The organism is Shewanella scandinavica (assembly GCF_031932065.1).
Lineage (GTDB): Bacteria > Pseudomonadota > Gammaproteobacteria > Enterobacterales > Shewanellaceae > Shewanella > Shewanella baltica.
Genome location: NZ_JAUOES010000039.1, coordinates 1 through 17,078, shown reverse-complemented (window position 1 = coordinate 17,078; position 17,078 = coordinate 1). Strand labels below are relative to the sequence as shown.

Genomic DNA, 17,078 nt, shown 5'->3' with positions numbered 1-17,078 from the left:
TTGTGAGATAAAAAAAGAGAGCTTAGCCGACGGGATACTAAGCTCTCAAAGGTTTGCAGGGGAGCGATACTCGCCTTGGCCTCGATTAGGCTTTAGGCGAGTCAATAGGGTTATTGCTTATGTTTAGGGCCTTGTTTGTTTTTCATTGGGTCGCCTTGATACCCCAAGGCTTGCCAATCAAGTCGTGTGCCTTTGTTATGGCAGTCGTTACAATTTAATGCTTGCTCCTTAGGTGATACCATGTGGTTGATACGCCACCACATTTCGGTGGCTGCAAAGTCATATTCACCACTGTATTTGATGCCTTTTTCCAACATGGTTGGATTGGCTTCCATACCCAGTTTCGCAGCTAAATTCCAGTCAAACTCGCTCCAATATCCGCCTTTGCCATAGGTTTTTGGGGTGATAAAGATATTGAGTTTCTTGTCGTAAATTTGCTTACCAGTATGCACTTTAAAGGGATAGATTTTGGCTTTGGCATCGTTAATATCACCCATTGGGTAGGTGAGTTTAGTGACGACATTCGGGTCCATCTTGTCTCCCGCCATATAGGCATTGGCGGTGCCGTTGTACCAAGCGTACTGGGGCTTAACCATTTTCTCCCATACAAAGTCACCCTTTTTCTTCTGATAGGTGTGTTTACCATATTGATCTACGGTTTCAGGCTTATCATCCCCTGCGGTTGACCAATCCCACTGCATCTTGGTGGGTTCATTCTTAGCGAAGAAGGGAATATGGCAGGTTTGGCAAGCCACGGTTGCGGTATGGGTATTGAGCTTTTTATTGCTGTGCGGCGCGCTATCGTGGCAGTTTTCACAACCTATATGGTCGATACCGCCTGGTGACACGCCCATGGCATTACCCGAAATTTGATGTTTTTCAGTGGTATGGCAGTTTTGGCATTGGAAGTCATTGCCATCACTGTCCATATGCACATCGGTCGCTTTGTCAGGGTAAGACATGGAAGAATCAAGATCCCCGTGTTTCACCGCATCACCACCACCGCCGTAGAAGTGGCAGCTACCGCAGTTGTCCCGTACTGGAGCGCCGACATTTTGGGCTATCTTCGCTAGATCGAGCTTAGCCATAGGTTCGCCAGCGCCCGCAGGATCTTTCACATAGGTGCCAGTGGTGTCGTGGCAGACTAAGCAGTCCACTTTGGTTTTATCTTTAAAATCAAAGGTTTTGTCCTTCCAACCATAGCCAGCATGACAGCTAGTGCAGCGAGGCTCATTGCTGGAGATAGACACGCAGAAGTTGTTAATACTGTTTTTCTTGCCCCGCACTACTATCCTATCGGGGAGTTTTTGGGCTAACTCCCAAGTCCAGTGGGAGGTTTTCATCACATCTGTTGCTTGGTCTTCGTGGCAGACTAAACATTGTGTGGTGACTTCGGAACCTGTGGTAAAGGGGCCTTTTAGTGCATCTTTATGGGGATTGGCGGCATAGGTTTGTAATGTCATGCCCGCCAAGGCAATAAATAAGAGTCTTTTCATTTTGTACTCCCGCCCTCGGCTTGACCGAGGGCTGATTGCGATTATCTATTCGGATTAGAAGTTAATGGTCAGTGAGGCGTTCATGTCGAAGGCGGTATCGACCACTGGCAACATGGAGTAAGCCGAACCTGCTAATACATCATCAATTTTTTGCGGAGCACCCACAGGTGTGCCGCTACCTGTGTATTCATAGTCGTAGTAAAGCCCGGCCAGTTTGATAAACATTTTTGGATTGATATCAAAGATATAATAGGCTTCGGCCACATGACCACGGGTGGCAAGTTTGCTACCGATAGGGTCGTCTTGGGCTTGGGTGAAGGGTGTCCAATATTTAGAACCATAGTTATATTCCAGACCAAACTTGCCGTAGGGTGCAGGAATTTGTACGCCGACATAAATGCCGTAACCGTCTTTGGTATCACTATCGTCACTGGTTTTAGGCACCATGATGATCTCTGTACCAGTGCTATTTAACTCAGCCTCGAAGATAGCATCGGATAACATGCCACCAAACATACCTGCGTTGCCATTGGGCTCGGCGCGAGTCCAGCCGAGTGAGGCAAACCATTTAATATCGTTTGCTTCTTCCCGTGCAAAGCCAATCCCGCCTAGGTACATGTCACCAATCACACCGCTGGGTTGTACTCGGGTAACAAAGTTAAAATTGTCGAACTTTTGCATATCTTGGTACATGGTCGGAGCGAAAATGCCCGCCAGCTGGGTAGGGAAGGCCATAGTGCCTTTAAAGCCGTCATTCACATCTTTAGCGCCAAACAAGGTGAACTGGAGGAAGTTGGTGCCATCGTTGATGGCATCGATATTAAAACCACCTAGGTGGGTATCTTTAGTGACTATGTCACCAAACATTTCGCCATTGCCCCATTGTGATTCAAAGCCTTGGCCGTAACAAAAACGGACAACTTGCCCTTCAACCCCGGTGATTTCCCCTAGGTTATAACCTAAGGTGGCGCCATCGAAGTTGAAGTTAACTAAATGGCCTGAAGGCGTGCCGCCACGTAGCTCGTTTTCACGGTAGTGGCTTGGTGGACCATAGGTTGAAGGGCGACGACCAATGGAGAGATAAAACTCGGAGCCGTTGATTTTTTTCCAGTCAAAATAGGCGCGTTCGACCCGCAACCAGTCGCCACTGGTATTGCCGCTGCTGGTGCCATCCATAGTGAAAGATCGCCAAGAGTCAAACACTTGCACTCCTGTGGAGTCGCCCCAGTTTTTGAACATACTGAGACGGCCAGCAAAGCTGACGTTATCCCATACTTTTGCCTTGAGGTTGAGGCGCAGACGAGTGGTGTAGTAGATGTCGTTATCTATGTCCTGCACGCTTTGGGGGGCGAGCACATAGGGCATCACGCCCTGCAACATGCCATTTTGGAAGGCGGCGGCAAGGTCTGGATTGGCTTGCATCATTTTGCCAAGTGGCGAATTTAGATCGTTGGGCATGCCGAAGGCGCCAGACATAGCTTTGGCGCCAAAGTCGTTGAAGTTAACCTTCATCGCTGGGCTCCAGACTACATCTTGGTAATGCAATGAATGGGCTTTAGTGCGGAAATCACCTGTAATTTCAAGACGATCTAATGATGTGTGTCGCTCGGTTTTATCTACGCGATCATTAAGATCATCCAATTGCTCGGTAATATCGGCAAGTTGCTGCTTGAGTTCGGTAATTTTTTGCGTTTCACTTTGCACATCGTTCGGTGCAGCAAGGGCTTGGCCCGACATAAACAAGGCATTAGCAACGAGTATGGAAATAAGGGTACGCATAAGGTTTCTCCCTGAGTTTTTCTGTTGGCGCTATCTCGCTAAGAAGCATTTCGCCAAATTTACCCAATAGGAGTCCCTGAGGTGTTTCCCCATATTTCTCGCATTGGGTTTTTAAATTCTTTAAGTCAATGAGTTAGGTCGCAGTTGCAGGGCTGCTTTCTACCATTGCCTTAGGCCGTTAAATGGGCAGAGATCAGCCGCAGGTTTGTGGTTGGTCTGAGTCGGCGGCGTGGTCATACAAAAATTGCTGTATGTCCTTGAGGTCTTGTTCTGTGAAGCCGTTGAATACCTCTGGTTTGAGTTTGTGCTTATCTTTATCAAAGAAGCGATCCCATTGGCTCATAGTCTTGGTCATAGGGGTAAGTTCACCGCCTTCGCCACCTTGGCTATGGCAGGCTTTACATTCTTTTTTGTATAAATGTTTACCTTTCTTTGGGTTACCACCGTCTGCTGCGTAGGCATTGATACCTAAGCTGCCTATTACGGCCATTGCTATTGCTATCTTGGTTAATGTTTTCATCATCTCATTCCTTACTTTTGTGGCCATTTGTATGACTTTGTTGGCGAAGTGTTTTTATTGATTCCGCCTTGTGAACAAATTTATCAAAAACCACAGTGAGTAAATTTGAGGTGCATCACTTCCATTAAAAAAATCTAATTGACAAAAACTTCATTGATAAAAATCTAATTGACTGTGTTTTGTCGCGGTTTACGCCATTTTTATTTCAGTAAAACCAATAGGTTGATTTTTTAGCTAAATTAGCCATGTCGATTTTACCTGTCGTGTTTGGTACTTAACACGCCAAAAGCGACTGTGATTTAGCTAACACTTTGTAAAATATGCATTAACTAAAGTAGCTATTTTAAAATTAGCGAGATGGTTGCGGGATGTGGCACTAAGCTATAAATGCTAGAGCATGATCTGACATTTTTTGTTTTTTGGCTTGGGTTGATGAGTGTTTCTGAGCCGTATTCGCCTAAACAGTCTAGGCGAATACGGACTCGGGACGGATTAAGGTTGTTGGCGTGTTGGCGCTAAAACGATTTCGCGTACGCACACATTTTGCGGTTGTTGCCATGCAAACAGCGCAGCAGCGGCGACGTTTTCAGGCGCGATAACGCCGCCCATTTCTTCTTTCCAGTCATGGTAACCGGCTTTAATGTCATCGCAGGTGGTATGACTTAGCAACTCAGTTTCTACTGCGCCGGGGGCGATAGTGATAAGGCGTACGTCATCTATGGCGACTTCTTCACGAATGTTTTCTGTTAAGGCGTGCACGGCAAATTTAGTGGCGCAGTAAGCAGCGTGGTTTGGAAAGGTTTTACGCCCCGCCACTGAGCTGATATTAATGATAGTGCCAGTTTTGCGAGCTTTCATGTCGGCTAATACCGCATGAATGCCATTAAGCACGCCCATCACATTGATATTGAGCATGCGGCTCCATTCGTTAGGATCTTGCACATCGATCTGACCCAGCAACATCACACCCGCGTTATTGATAAGACAGCCGACAGGGCCAAATTGTGCTTCTGCTTGAGTTATGGCGGTTTTAATGGCTGCAGTGTCGGTGACATCGACGCTGATAGAGAGGCTGTTAGGTAATTCAAGTGCTTGCATTGCTTCAACCCGGCGTGCCAGTAATAACAGTGGGTGGCCTGCGGCGCTAAAACTTTTGGCCATAGCGGCGCCAATACCCGATGAAGCGCCCGTGATGACAACCAGTGATTTAGTAACTTGATTCATTAGTATTTCCTATTAATTGAAGCCAATCTGAGCCGTAAACAAACTGTTGTTCGGCGTCTTTAAGTTGGCAATCAGTATAGACTGGGGATTTTTAGCCGAAAAATACTTATTCCAGCTGGATATGATAGTCTCAGCCTATGACACTATTATCGAACTTTGTACTAATTCGCCGTTGTCGGAGAAGATAAAATGGTTGATTTACGTTTACTGCGTTTCTTTATCGCAATTTTTGAAGAGAACAATATCACCGCAGCGGCTAACCGTTGCTTTGTGAGCCAGCCTTCATTGTCAGCTGGCTTAAAGCAATTGGAAGAAGAGTTAGGCGGCCAGCTATTTGAGCGTAGTAAGAAAGGCGTTAAACCCTTAGATAGCGCCCATTATTTGTATCCTTTGGCGGTTAAATTAGTCGAGGAGGCGAGTAAATTGCCGGGTCTGTTTATGGCGAAGGCGAGCCGGCAAAAGCTACGTTTGGCTGTGATGCCAGATCTCAGTCAGCGGCGTTTGGCGGGATTTTTACAGCAGGTGAATCAAGCCATTGAGAAGCTAGATCTGGAGCTGGTGGATTACCAAAGCCCCGCAGATTGTCGTTTAACTATCGACAGTTTACGCCATGAAGATGAAGTGTTTTTCCCGCTATGGGAAGAAGATTATGTGCTGTGCGTCCCCAAGGAGCATGCCCTCGCCCAAGTCGATAGCCTACGCCCCGAGCAGCTAAATGGTTTTGACTTTATCGAGTGTCCACCCTGTGAAGCTCATCAGCAGACGATAGGTTTACTGGCGTGCAGCAATATGTCGCTCAATTTAGTCGCTAAGGCCGAATCTAAGTCTCTCGTGATGTCGCTGGTGTTGGCTGGATTTGGGGTGAGTTTTTTACCCGATGGTTTAATTGAGGATGAGCCTAGACTCAAGCAAGTAAAATTTGATGGTCCGAGAATGTTTCGTCGTATTGGTCTGTGTTACCCGTCCCATCAGACGATTGCGCCAACGCTGGCAGCCTTGTTACGGCATTTAGCCGCACGCGCGAATTAATTCCAAGTTAGTTTTGGGTTATCAGTATTCAGATCAGTGAGTCGCTAAGGGCGATTCAGTGAGATTAAGTGGAGGCTCGACGCCGTAGGATTTAAATAGTTGAGTAATTTCACCTGCGGTACGCATGTCGTCGACTATCTGGTGAACTTGCTTGGCATATTGATGCAGCGGCGACATGAGCGGAATGCTGAAGTAACGGCCGTTCTTGCTGATGTCGACGTATTCCATTTGCTTAAGCTGGGGATCGTTAGCAAAGAATTGCATTTCATGTTGTTCGGAGGTGATGGCTAAATCGATACGTCCAGCCTTCAACATATTGATTAACTGACCGTTATCATTAACAAAAGACACTTTTAGTTGGTTTTGATTGTCATTGAACTGCGGACAGTAAAAAGCGCCTCTGAGTGCGCCAATGATATGGGGTTTTAATTCATCGAAATGTTTGACCTCAAGCAGTCGATTCGCAAACGCAAAGTAATAGACGTAGCGTTTGTCATAGCCCAACAGCATAGGGTCTAGAAAATCCTTACGCTCGGGTGTCATCGAATGGACGGGAATGAGGTCGACTTGTCCCGTTTCGGCGACTTTAATCGTGCGTGCCCAAGGCACATTACTCCAATTTACCTTGTGACCTAGACGGGCGATGACTTGATTGATGACAGCTGCACCAGGGCCTTTACACTCACCCTTTTCGATATAAATAACAGGATGCCTATCGCGGCAGTGTGCTTGCCAGACAACAGCAGAAGTTTCTGCCTTCGCTTGGGACAGAAATAAGCATGAAATGACAATGGTCAGTATCAGCCTCATTCATCTTGCCTATTAAAATGGTCAGTTTTAATTATCGGGCTGGACAGTTAATCGGACTAGGTTTTATGTCTAGTCATTTAGCCGTACAGGTTTAGTGAATACAATGATTGTAGTGCTTATATATCTACTGTGCTTTTTAAGGATTTATAAATGCACTCTATTTTGCCACTAAAAGGTTCGGCTTATTTAATTTGGCCAAACCTTTTTGGGACTCATTCGCTGCTGGTCAACTTACCTTTCTGACTCAAGATAGGGCATAAATTGGGTTTCAATGGCCTCAATTTGAGTTTCGGCGTAGGCAAGTTCGGATTCTGTTAAGCATGATTTTGCGGTGTTTTGATGGAGTCGTTGAGCGCTATTCATCCCGTATTTACCAAAATGACGTAGCAATAAACTAGACCAAATAAACACTTGTACTGGCTTGTTTAATCGCTCCGCGCTGTAAATATTGACCAGTTCCCGCATAGCAATTTCATTACCTAGCTCTGCCGATTTGATGAACCAAGTTTCTGCTGCCTGTAGAGCCTCTTGAGTGGGTTTTTCACCACTTAAAAATGATTCAGCCTTATAGGAATAAAAATATTGTTGTTGCTCAGCGGGGATTGGATACTGATGCAAGAAACTGTCACGCAGCCGCTCGGCCTCTCTTATCTCTAAGGTGCCTAGTTGCTGACTGAATCTGGCTAATTCTTTTAGATGATCGGCTCTATTGCTCATGGCCGCGAGCTGGTAATGCATTAACGCTTTAATCGGTTGGCGACTCACGCCTAAACCTTGCTCATAAATCTTGCCTAGGCCTAGCAGTGCGTCTTCATTCCACTTAAGTGCGAATTCTTCAAAGTCAATTTTAGCCTGTTGGTAATCACTTTCATTTTGTGGCGCTTTCAGTAAAAGATGAGCAAATTCAATCTTAGCGAAGTCATTACCTCTAGCGACAGATTGGCTTAACCAATGGCGCGCCTTGTCATAGTCGACAGCAAAATCTTCACCGTAGAGGAAACGTTTACCAAGATAATACTGGCGGAAATCATCGTCTGCGGCGCGCTCGCTAAGTAATGCCTCTGCGCGAGCTAAATCTTTAGGTCCACCTTGGCCTGCGGCAAGCATATACCCTAGATCATCTTTTGCTAATTCATCACCAGCGGCGGCAGATTTTTCAAAGTATTCCCGTGCTTTGGAATAGTCCGAAGTAACGCGTTCATCATGCCAATAAAGCGCCCCTAGGTGGTAATCGGCATCTGGATGTTGTTGGGCTGCGGCTTTTTCAAACCAATTAATGGCTTGAGTCGCATCTGGATCGAGTAGAGGCTGCCTTTCATATAAAAGCCCAAGTTCATACTGAAACGTGGCATCGCCTGCTTCAGCATTGGGTTTGAGCTGAGCCTCCAGCATTTCTAGATCTTCCCGAGTTTGCGCCTCAGGCGAAAGCAAATTCGATAGCGTTAACAGTGATAAGTATTGGGCATCGAGTTCGGCCGCTTTTTTATACCAATCGTTAGATGCCTTGGGATCGGCGGGGATTTGTGGGAATCGGCCCGAATATAATTCGGCAAGGGTGATAGCCGCAACGGCCAGCCCTTTATCCACGGCTTGATGAATAAAATCTAAGCCAGCTTCCACTTGATTTTTATTAATCAGTGCGATGCCATGATCGAGTAGCGCATTGGGCTCTCCAGCGGCAAGCGCTTCGGCTTGAGCTTGTTTTTTTTGATATTTAGCGAAGAAAATAAACAGTACAACAAAAGCAATAATTATGAGTATCAACAACATAGTAATCCATCACTATCGATATTTGGGAGCATAGTAAACGTAAATTCGTACAAGAATGCAAGTTTACAATGTGGGCTAGGCAGACCGACTACGCCGGTCAACCCCATGATCATTAGCGTTATTTATCTTGCAGATGGATCTCTCTGATGGGGCAGGCAATCTCTATTCCCGCCTGCTTAAGGGCGTTGTAGAGGGCTAAGTTCACCTTATATTTATGCTGAAAATAGCTTTGCGTGGGAACCCAATAGCGCACTCCCATTTCAATCCCGATAGCATTAAAACCATTGATGCCAATATTGGGTGCAGTCTCTTGATAAACATAGGGATTGTTACTCAATAATTCAGTGATCACACTAATGGCCCGTTCGGGATCTGTGTTGTAACTGAGATTGAACTGGGTTTCGACCAGTTTATTGCTAAAGGAATTATGCAGGATCTCACCGACGATATGCTTATTAGGAATGCTGATTTGCTCGCCTTCCTCATTGGTGAGTATGGTCATGCCTAAGTGGATACGTTTAACGACGCCGCTTTCCCCTTTGATTTCGATAGTATTCCCTACAACGAAAGGACGGGTGACGATAATGGTCACGCCGGCGGCATAGTTGGCTAACATGCCTTGCAAGGCTAAGCCTGCACCTAAGGAGGCTGCACCAATGGCTGCCACCATAGGGGTGACGCTGATGCCGATTTTGCCGAGGGCGATGATTCCAACCATTATGATGATCAGAATACGGATAAGGTTACTGACAAAATTACTTAAGGTAATGTCGATATTGTGTTTTTCGAACTGCTTTGCGACTAAGCGTGATGCCTTACTGGCGACCCACAAACCCAGTAAAAAGATCAGCAAAGCGCCGACCAATTGGAAGCTATAGGTAACTAAAAACTCTGTGATCAGCTGATAAACGCCTTGTAGTTGCTGCAATTCCTGATCGAGTCCAGGTGTTATCATTATGATATCCTTGTAATAAACTTAACTGTGCGAGTATAGCGCAGAAATCCCATCAAATGCTTATTCGCCATGCATGTGTGAAGCGTATCATGTAATCGCGGTTGGTTTAATGAGTCGATAGGGGGAGTCAGGTATGCTGTCCGCCTATCCAATAATGGAGTCGAGTGTTTATGAAAACGCTGTTGTTATGTCTGTCTTGTCTATTAACCCCCATGTGGGCGTATGCTGCGAGTTACGTTGCTGGCGATGCGATTAATCCTATTTCACTTCTCGATCAAAATGATCAAACGATAAGTGTGACAGATGAAACTCAAGTTTTACTCTTTAGCCGCAGCATGAAAGGCGGCGATGTGATTAAAGAAGCACTCACGCCTCTGAGTACGACTCAAATGCCTGCTAGGTTAGTTTATGTCGCGGATATCAGTGGCATGCCTTCTTTGATTGCTAAGTTTGTTGCTGTGCCACAAATGCAAGATTTACCCTTTGCGATTGGATTAGATAGGGAAGGTGAGATCAGTCGCTTATTACCCGATACCAAAGATATGGCCACTATGATATTGCTCAATCAGCGTAATATTTTAGATATCGCCTATTTTGATTCCAGTGAAGCCTTGGGCCAAGCACTCGCAAAACTGAATCAGCCGCAGTAACGATTCAATTTAACTGACCTATTTTAAAGCATCACATTAGCCTTCTTTCGTGGTGCGCTCGCCCGTCAAGCTTATCGCTTTGGGATGGAAATGTTGGCTTGAGCCAGTCTATCCATCTCCTTTGCGATAACGTCGTAAAAAATTCACTTTTTATTCTGATAATGCACACAAATTTACCTTAGAGTTTGTGTGCATAATCATTTGTTTTATAGAGGCTTTTTTTGGTGGTTTAGCCCCGTAAAACATTGTGGAATAAAAAGTTATAAATTCAGCATAAAAATTCGTTGCGTAAAGCGAGAAAATATCGTTTACTGCGCACGTTTTTAAGACATTACACTCACTTTTATCTACCTGACCCAAAGGAGACTCTGGCCCAATGAGCCAATTTCAATCTATTGATGTTGCTGACTATTATGACATGGACACATTCAAGCGTATTGAAGCGTTTGCCAAAGACAAAGCAACCCCGTTCGTAGTGATTGATACCAGTATCATAGCGAAACAATACGATGACATGGTTAATAGTTTTCCTTACGCCAACGTTTATTATGCAGTTAAGGCAAACCCCGCGGCCGAGATCTTATCTTTACTTAAAGATAAAGGGTCAAACTTTGATATTGCCTCGATTTATGAGCTAGATATGGTCATGAATGTCGGCGTGACAACCGACCGAGTCAGCTACGGCAATACCATTAAAAAGCGTCAAGATGTACGTGCATTTTATGAGCGCGGCGTGCGTATGTATGCATCCGACTCAGAAGCCGATCTGCGAATGATCGCTGAAGAAGCACCGGGATCGCGTATTTACGTGCGCATTTTGACCGAAGGTACAGACACGGCTGATTGGCCATTATCGCGTAAATTCGGCTGCCAAAACGAAATGGCCTATGAGCTATTAGTATTGGCGCAGGAATTGGGCTTAGAACCTTTTGGTATTTCTTTCCATGTGGGTTCTCAGCAACGTGATATCGGTGCTTGGGATTCTGCCATAGGTAAAGTGAAAAGCATTTTTGACCGTCTGCGTGATGAGCACAATATCACCCTGAAGATGATCAACATGGGCGGCGGTTTCCCTGCTAACTATATTGATAAAACCAATCAATTGGGTGTGTATGCCGAGCAGATCACTCACTTCCTGAAGGAAGATTTCGGTGACGATTTACCGCAAATTATTCTGGAGCCGGGCCGATCGTTGATTTCTAACGCGGGGATTTTAGTGTCTGAAGTGGTACTGATCAGCAAAAAATCCTACACAGCGTTAGAGCGTTGGGTGTTCACCGATGTGGGTAAATTCTCAGGCTTGATTGAAACGATGGACGAGGCGATTAAGTTCCCGATTTATACTGATCGTCAAGGCGAGCTGGATAAATGCGTGATTGCCGGCCCAACCTGCGACAGTGCCGATATCATGTATGAGCACTACAGCTATGGTTTACCGAATGACTTAGCCATTGGTGATCGCATGTATTGGTTAACCGCTGGCGCTTATACGACGACGTATTCGGCAGTGTGCTTTAACGGTTTCCCACCGCTGAAAGATTACTATCTGTAAGCGATTAAGTTGACATGAATAAGGGCGCTTAAGCGCCCTTGTTGTTCGCTAAAGAAGTTTGGAATTACTCGTGGGATTTGAGGATCTGATAAATCTCTTCTTTTAGGTGTAACTTTCTGCTTTTGAGTTCTTTCACTGTCGGGTTGAAATCACTGGCGACACGTTTTTCCAGTTGTTTGATTTCCTCGTCTAACTGATTATGCTCGTTAAACTTACGTTGAAAATGAGCATCTTGGGTTTTCAAGGTGGAAATTAATTCTCTGTACTCTGGAAACATCGGCATTCTCCTTGTCGTCATTTATTACACTTCTGGTTTCGTCTTAACCCTAACCTTTCACTCTGTAGTGAAACGTGATTTAGATCACCTTTCATCCCGCTTCAGATTAATACTAAATGATGATTTATTTTAATTTCTTATAAATCAGTTTATTAAACGATCTTTGCCGCTATCTATGGCATGTGATTAGGATCTGGTTCACACTTTTTTAGGCATAAATCAGACTGACATTCGCAGTGCGGGCAAATTTGCTATCTTGTGATCAGATGTGAGGGTGATTGGTAATTTGATTACGACTAAACAATTACTTCTTGCCGATAATTCTGTGATCAAGTTAACCTTCACCGCTTCGATACTAGGTTAAAGTCGATTTTATAAGAATTTAATTATCAAAAATGAAAGGGGTTTTCACAATGGCTGATGTATTTCATTTAGGTTTGACCAAAGCAATGCTCGATGGTGCAACTTTGGCAATCGTTCCAGGTGATCCAGAGCGCGTAAAACGTATTGCCGAACTAATGGACAATGCGACGTTTCTTGCTAGCCACCGCGAGTATACAAGCTATTTAGCGTATGCCGATGGTAAGCCAGTAGTCGTGTGTTCAACCGGTATCGGTGGCCCATCGACTTCTATCGCAGTAGAAGAACTTGCACAGTTAGGTGTGAATACCTTCCTGCGCGTTGGTACTACAGGTGCAATTCAACCCCATGTGAATGTGGGCGATGTGATTGTGACTCAAGCTTCAGTGCGTTTAGATGGCGCAAGCTTACACTTTGCACCTATGGAGTTCCCTGCGGTTGCAAACTTTGAATGTACCACTGCTATGGTTGCAGCGTGTCGCGATGCAGGCGTAGAGCCACACATTGGCGTAACGGCTTCTTCCGATACTTTCTACCCAGGCCAAGAGCGTTATGACACTGTCACTGGCCGTGTAACGCGTCGTTTCGCGGGTTCAATGAAAGAATGGCAAGATATGGGCGTACTGAACTATGAGATGGAATCTTCCACCTTATTCACTATGTGTGCCACTCAAGGCTGGCGTGCTGCCTGTGTTGCTGGTGTGATTGTAAACCGCACCCAACAAGAAATTCCTGATGAAGCAACAATGAAGAAAACCGAAGTCAGTGCGGTTTCTATCGTGGTTGCTGCAGCGAAAAAACTGTTAGCCTGATTTTTATTACGCTAAGCGACACTCCCCTGCAAAGTGAGTGAACAAACTAAAAAAGGTGCCAATGGCACCTTTTTTGTTACTTCAAAATTGTGTCTATACCGATTAGAAATGGTATTGGGCAATCACAGAGTAAGTGTCTTGATCGACGCCTTTCACACCGTATTTATTGGTCCACAAATCGTATTCGATACCCACCAATAATTTATTGGCTTGATGATCACCGAACAGACTCTTACCAAGATCGTATTTCAGCTGTGGATTGAAGTGGAAGTTTTCCTCGTAGCCATTATCATCGGTGGCAAATACCCAGTCGATAAAGCCATCGAGCACTATGTTGGCTGAACCAACGGGAATGTCGATGCGAAATACTGGGGTGAACTGCCAGCCGTCACTATTGTTGCCTGTGCTCATGCCGTTGCGGCGATAGGTATTAAAGTTCAGGTAAGTGAAATAAGGCACGGCGACATCAACGCCTAAACCGTAAAGCAGGCTGTGAACTGGGCCTTCACCTTCTTCATAGGTCAGTGCCAGAGATAAATCTGTTACTGGACCAAAGGCGATTTTCTCGCCGAGGATTTTGCTGGCACTGAAGCGTGGCGAAATCTCACCATAGGTAGTGCTTTCCATGCCCGTGTCGTTACCTTTGAAATAGATAAAATCTTGAAAGGCAAACCAATCACCGTATTTCCAGCCGCCCGCCGTTTCTAAGGTGATAGTGGCTTGTTTGTCCGATGCCGCTAAATCGTAGTCTTCGCCATAGAGGGCTGTTGCACTGAAATCCCACCATTGTACTAAGTCACCCGCAAATGCTTGAGGAGAAAGCATGAGTGCTAGGCATAGGCATGTTTTTTTCATTATTATTTCCTGTTGTATAGGTCGAAGTTAATTCGTGTCTTACTCAATCCGCTCTCTGACCTATGGCATGGTTTGATGGGTAAGTTCAAACCTAGCGTGGGTGTACGTCAAAGGACTGGCACAAAAGTGGGGGCAATATATGCAAAAATTTACATTTATTCAAAGTTTTTATCGAATGTTGTTGTCAAAATCACATAATCGTTATGGTGAAAATCCATTTTTAGCCGATTGATTTTAAATAGATTTTTCTGTGGATGAATAAGTGTCGGCTTTGAGGTTTGCTATCTTTTTGAATTAATTATGCTTAATTTTAAAACAACCTAAGGGCATTGCCGTGTGGATATGGGAGAATGAGGCCTAACACATAGGCGATTGATTGCGCATTCGGCTTAGTAAATTTTGACATATTATGTCGCTTATCCGAAACGCTGCTGTTATAGTTGCTGCAAAGGACACTCTCATTTCAGGGGGAAATATGGAGTTTTCAAATCCGATTTTAGTGTGGGCTGTGGTGGGGCTAGTATTCATGCTCGCCGAAATAGTGGTTCCCGGTGGCATCATAGTGTTGCTGGGTGCGGCTTGTTTAGTCGTGGCTGGCGCGTTAGGCATAGGACTAGTCGAAGGCGTAGTGCAGAGCATGACCCTGTGGTTTATCTCGGCCATTGTGTTGTTATTGACCTTCAGACAAGTAACTCAAAGGCTCGTTGGTGGTGATTCCCATGTGGATAACACGGATGAAGCAATCGATCTATACAATCAAATTGTGCGCGTAAAGCAGACCATAGGTCCTGGACAAGCACCCGGGCGGGTGGAATTTCAGGGGAGTGAATGGCCAGCGTTGGGCGATGGCACCACTATCGCTGCGGGGACCGAAGTCAGAATTATTTGTCGTGAAAATATCGCTCTAGTCGTTGAGCCTATTTCAATAGAAGCTTCCAAAAACTAAAGGATGGAATCTATGTTTGTATTTACCTTAGTCATTTTATTTATCTTTTTTATTCTCTATAAGTTGATGCTTATCGTGCCGATGCGTGAAGTGCATGTTATTGAGCGTCTGGGGAAATTCCGTGCAGTATTAAACCCTGGATTTCATTTTTTGATCCCTTTCTTCGACCGCGTCTCCTACCGTCACGATACCCGTGAGCAAGTATTAGATGTGCCGCCACAGAGTTGTATCTCTAAAGATAACACTCAACTGGAAGTGGACGGTTTAGTCTACTTAAAAGTGATGGATGGCAAATTAGCGAGTTATGGCATTGAAAACTATCGTAAAGCGGCGGTGAATTTAGCCCAAACCACAATGCGTTCTGAGATAGGTAAGCTGAGTTTGAGTGAAACATTCTCCGAGCGTGATAGCTTGAATGAATCCATAGTGCGGGAAATCGATAAGGCGTCTGAGCCTTGGGGGATCAAAGTATTGCGCTATGAAATTCGCAATATCACTCCTTCGCGCCATGTGATCCACACCCTTGAGAAGCAGATGGAAGCCGAGCGTCGCAAACGCGCTGAAATCACGTTGGCCAATGCGGAAAAAGCGGCGATGATCAATATGTCTGAAGGTGAGCGCCAAGAGGCGATTAACCTGTCAGAAGGTCAAAAGCAGAAACGGATTAATGAAGCCAAAGGTACAGGTCAGGAGATCGCTATCATAGCCAAAGCGAAATCCGAAGGTATGGCAATGATCTCGCAGGCGTTAGCGGTCAATGGCGGCACAGATGCGATGAATATGTTATTGAAAGAACAGTTTATCGCTCAAGTTGGCAAGATCCTCAATGATGCACAGGTCTCTGTTGTCCCCGCTGAAATGGCGAAACTCGAAGGTTTCTTCGAAGGCATGGAGCAAGTCACTCAGACTGTGAGTGGCCAAAATAATAGTGGCAAAGGAGCGCGATAATGAATCTTCCATTAGATACAGATTTGATTGTGATGGCAATTTGGGGACTTATCTTTGCCATTTTCGTGATTAAGCTTTTCCAATCGATTCGACTCGTTCCCACTAAGTCGGCTTATATTGTGGAGCGTTTAGGTAAGTACCACAGCACCTTAGATGCGGGTTTCCATACCTTGATCCCCTTCGTGGATAAAGTCGCTTTCATTCATGATTTGAAAGAAGAGACCATCGACGTACCGCCGCAGGAATGTTTTTCGAGCGACGAAGTTAACGTTGAAGTGGATGGGGTGATTTATATCTCAGTGACCGACCCAGTCAAAGCCAGTTACGGTATTACCGATTATCGCTACGCGGCTATCCAGTTGGCGCAAACCACCACGCGCTCTGTCATAGGAACGCTGGACCTAGACCGTACCTTTGAAGAGCGTGATGTGATTTCTGCCAAGGTAGTGCAGGTATTAGATCAAGCGGGTGCTATGTGGGGCATACGTGTGCATCGTTATGAGATTAAAAATATCACGCCGCCTGAAACGGTTAAAAATGCCATGGAAATGCAAGTGAATGCTGAGCGTGAGCGCCGCGCATTATTGGCTAAGAGTGAAGGCGACAAGCAGAGCAAGATTAACCGTTCAGAAGGTGTTAAAGCTGAGACGGTAAACCGCTCTGAAGGTGAGATGCAGCGACGTATTAACGAAGCTGAAGGTAAGGCTGAGGAAATTTTAACTATTTCCCGTGCGACGGCGGAATCGATCGAACGTCTTGCCACAGTTATTGCTGCGCCGGGTGGCCACAATGCCTTGCGGATGCAACTCGGTGAACAGTACTTTAAACAGCTCGATGGCTTAAGCCAGAAGAATAGTCGAGTGGTATTGCCGGGTAATATGGTGGATTTCGATTACTGGATGAATAGCATAGGCTTAACGGAAGAAAAACCGAGCTAAGGCTCTGGTTAAACGAAGTTATTAAGCTGAATTATTAAGGTCAAATACTCAGGTATTTGGCCTTATTTTTTGGCTGTAATTGAATAATGTATGTAGTGGTTTGTGTGGTGGATAGAGGAGAGGGAGAAATCATACAGCTTCTATTGAATGAACCGCC

The 17,078-nt window shown here is 45.2% G+C and carries 16 protein-coding genes; 7 read left to right on the top strand and 9 right to left on the bottom strand.

Annotation, left to right across the window (positions count from 1 at the left end; genetic code table 11):
• Nucleotides 1-110: 110 nt before the first annotated feature.
• The 4 genes from Q4Q50_RS21045 to Q4Q50_RS21030 form a co-directional block, all read right to left on the bottom strand.
• A complete protein-coding gene (locus Q4Q50_RS21045) occupies nucleotides 111-1,496 on the bottom strand; it encodes a tetrathionate reductase family octaheme c-type cytochrome (RefSeq protein WP_311900995.1) in 1,386 nt (461 codons plus the stop codon).
• A 54-nt stretch (nucleotides 1,497-1,550) separates the two neighbouring features.
• On the bottom strand, nucleotides 1,551-3,275 hold the full coding sequence (locus Q4Q50_RS21040) for a DUF3373 domain-containing protein (RefSeq protein ID WP_311900993.1): 1,725 nt from the start codon (nucleotides 3,273-3,275) through the stop codon (nucleotides 1,551-1,553).
• Between the two features lie 193 nt (nucleotides 3,276-3,468).
• Nucleotides 3,469-3,798 carry a cytochrome c gene (locus Q4Q50_RS21035; RefSeq protein ID WP_006087070.1) on the bottom strand — a complete coding sequence of 110 codons (330 nt, stop codon included), beginning with the start codon at nucleotides 3,796-3,798 and terminating at the stop codon, nucleotides 3,469-3,471.
• A gap of 489 nt (nucleotides 3,799-4,287) precedes the next feature.
• On the bottom strand, nucleotides 4,288-5,019 hold the full coding sequence (locus tag Q4Q50_RS21030) for an SDR family oxidoreductase (RefSeq protein WP_311900989.1): 732 nt from the start codon (nucleotides 5,017-5,019) through the stop codon (nucleotides 4,288-4,290).
• A 189-nt stretch (nucleotides 5,020-5,208) separates the two neighbouring features.
• Here Q4Q50_RS21030 and Q4Q50_RS21025 point away from each other — a divergent pair, with 189 nt between their 5' ends.
• Complete coding sequence (locus tag Q4Q50_RS21025) at nucleotides 5,209-6,048, top strand: LysR family transcriptional regulator (protein WP_311900987.1); 840 nt, start codon at nucleotides 5,209-5,211, stop codon at nucleotides 6,046-6,048.
• Between the two features lie 33 nt (nucleotides 6,049-6,081).
• On the opposite strand, the gene Q4Q50_RS21020 is transcribed toward Q4Q50_RS21025, so the two are convergent.
• From Q4Q50_RS21020 to Q4Q50_RS21010, 3 genes are all read right to left on the bottom strand, one after another.
• The gene (locus Q4Q50_RS21020) at nucleotides 6,082-6,858 is read right to left on the bottom strand and encodes a substrate-binding periplasmic protein (RefSeq protein ID WP_311900985.1); all 777 of its coding nucleotides are present in this window, start codon (nucleotides 6,856-6,858) and stop codon (nucleotides 6,082-6,084) included.
• A gap of 231 nt (nucleotides 6,859-7,089) precedes the next feature.
• Complete coding sequence (locus Q4Q50_RS21015) at nucleotides 7,090-8,628, bottom strand: SEL1-like repeat protein (RefSeq protein ID WP_311900983.1); 1,539 nt, start codon at nucleotides 8,626-8,628, stop codon at nucleotides 7,090-7,092.
• Nucleotides 8,629-8,746: 118 nt separating this feature from the next.
• Nucleotides 8,747-9,583: a mechanosensitive ion channel family protein gene (locus Q4Q50_RS21010; RefSeq protein ID WP_311900981.1), complete on the bottom strand. Its 837-nt coding sequence runs from the start codon at nucleotides 9,581-9,583 to the stop codon at nucleotides 8,747-8,749.
• Between the two features lie 170 nt (nucleotides 9,584-9,753).
• Here Q4Q50_RS21010 and Q4Q50_RS21005 point away from each other — a divergent pair, with 170 nt between their 5' ends.
• Nucleotides 9,754-10,233, top strand: a complete 480-nt coding sequence (locus tag Q4Q50_RS21005) for a hypothetical protein (protein WP_311900979.1) — start codon at nucleotides 9,754-9,756, stop codon at nucleotides 10,231-10,233.
• Nucleotides 10,234-10,609: 376 nt separating this feature from the next.
• Complete coding sequence (locus Q4Q50_RS21000; RefSeq protein WP_006083289.1) at nucleotides 10,610-11,785, top strand: type III PLP-dependent enzyme; 1,176 nt, start codon at nucleotides 10,610-10,612, stop codon at nucleotides 11,783-11,785.
• A 64-nt stretch (nucleotides 11,786-11,849) separates the two neighbouring features.
• Here Q4Q50_RS21000 and Q4Q50_RS20995 read toward each other — a convergent pair whose 3' ends face one another.
• Nucleotides 11,850-12,062 (bottom strand): HP1242/YdcH family protein, encoded by a 213-nt coding sequence (locus tag Q4Q50_RS20995; protein ID WP_006083288.1) that lies wholly within the window; start codon nucleotides 12,060-12,062, stop codon nucleotides 11,850-11,852.
• Nucleotides 12,063-12,475: 413 nt separating this feature from the next.
• Between Q4Q50_RS20995 and udp the strand changes: the two genes are divergently transcribed.
• Complete coding sequence (udp, locus tag Q4Q50_RS20990) at nucleotides 12,476-13,234, top strand: uridine phosphorylase (protein WP_006083287.1); 759 nt, start codon at nucleotides 12,476-12,478, stop codon at nucleotides 13,232-13,234.
• 102 nt (nucleotides 13,235-13,336) lie between these two features.
• On the opposite strand, the gene Q4Q50_RS20985 is transcribed toward udp, so the two are convergent.
• Nucleotides 13,337-14,089 carry an outer membrane protein OmpK gene (locus tag Q4Q50_RS20985; protein ID WP_259574114.1) on the bottom strand — a complete coding sequence of 251 codons (753 nt, stop codon included), beginning with the start codon at nucleotides 14,087-14,089 and terminating at the stop codon, nucleotides 13,337-13,339.
• 475 nt (nucleotides 14,090-14,564) lie between these two features.
• On the opposite strand from Q4Q50_RS20985, the gene Q4Q50_RS20980 reads away from it, so the two are divergent.
• The 3 genes from Q4Q50_RS20980 to Q4Q50_RS20970 are packed head-to-tail and all read left to right on the top strand — an operon-like array spanning nucleotide 14,565 to nucleotide 16,921.
• On the top strand, nucleotides 14,565-15,035 hold the full coding sequence (locus Q4Q50_RS20980) for an NfeD family protein (RefSeq protein WP_012586650.1): 471 nt from the start codon (nucleotides 14,565-14,567) through the stop codon (nucleotides 15,033-15,035).
• Nucleotides 15,036-15,047: 12 nt separating this feature from the next.
• Entirely contained in the window at nucleotides 15,048-15,983 is a 936-nt protein-coding gene (locus Q4Q50_RS20975) for an SPFH domain-containing protein (protein WP_012586651.1), read from the top strand.
• On the top strand, nucleotides 15,983-16,921 hold the full coding sequence (locus Q4Q50_RS20970; protein ID WP_311900973.1) for an SPFH domain-containing protein: 939 nt from the start codon (nucleotides 15,983-15,985) through the stop codon (nucleotides 16,919-16,921). The genes Q4Q50_RS20975 and Q4Q50_RS20970 overlap by 1 nt, the downstream gene beginning before the upstream one ends.
• Nucleotides 16,922-17,078: the final 157 nt, after the last annotated feature.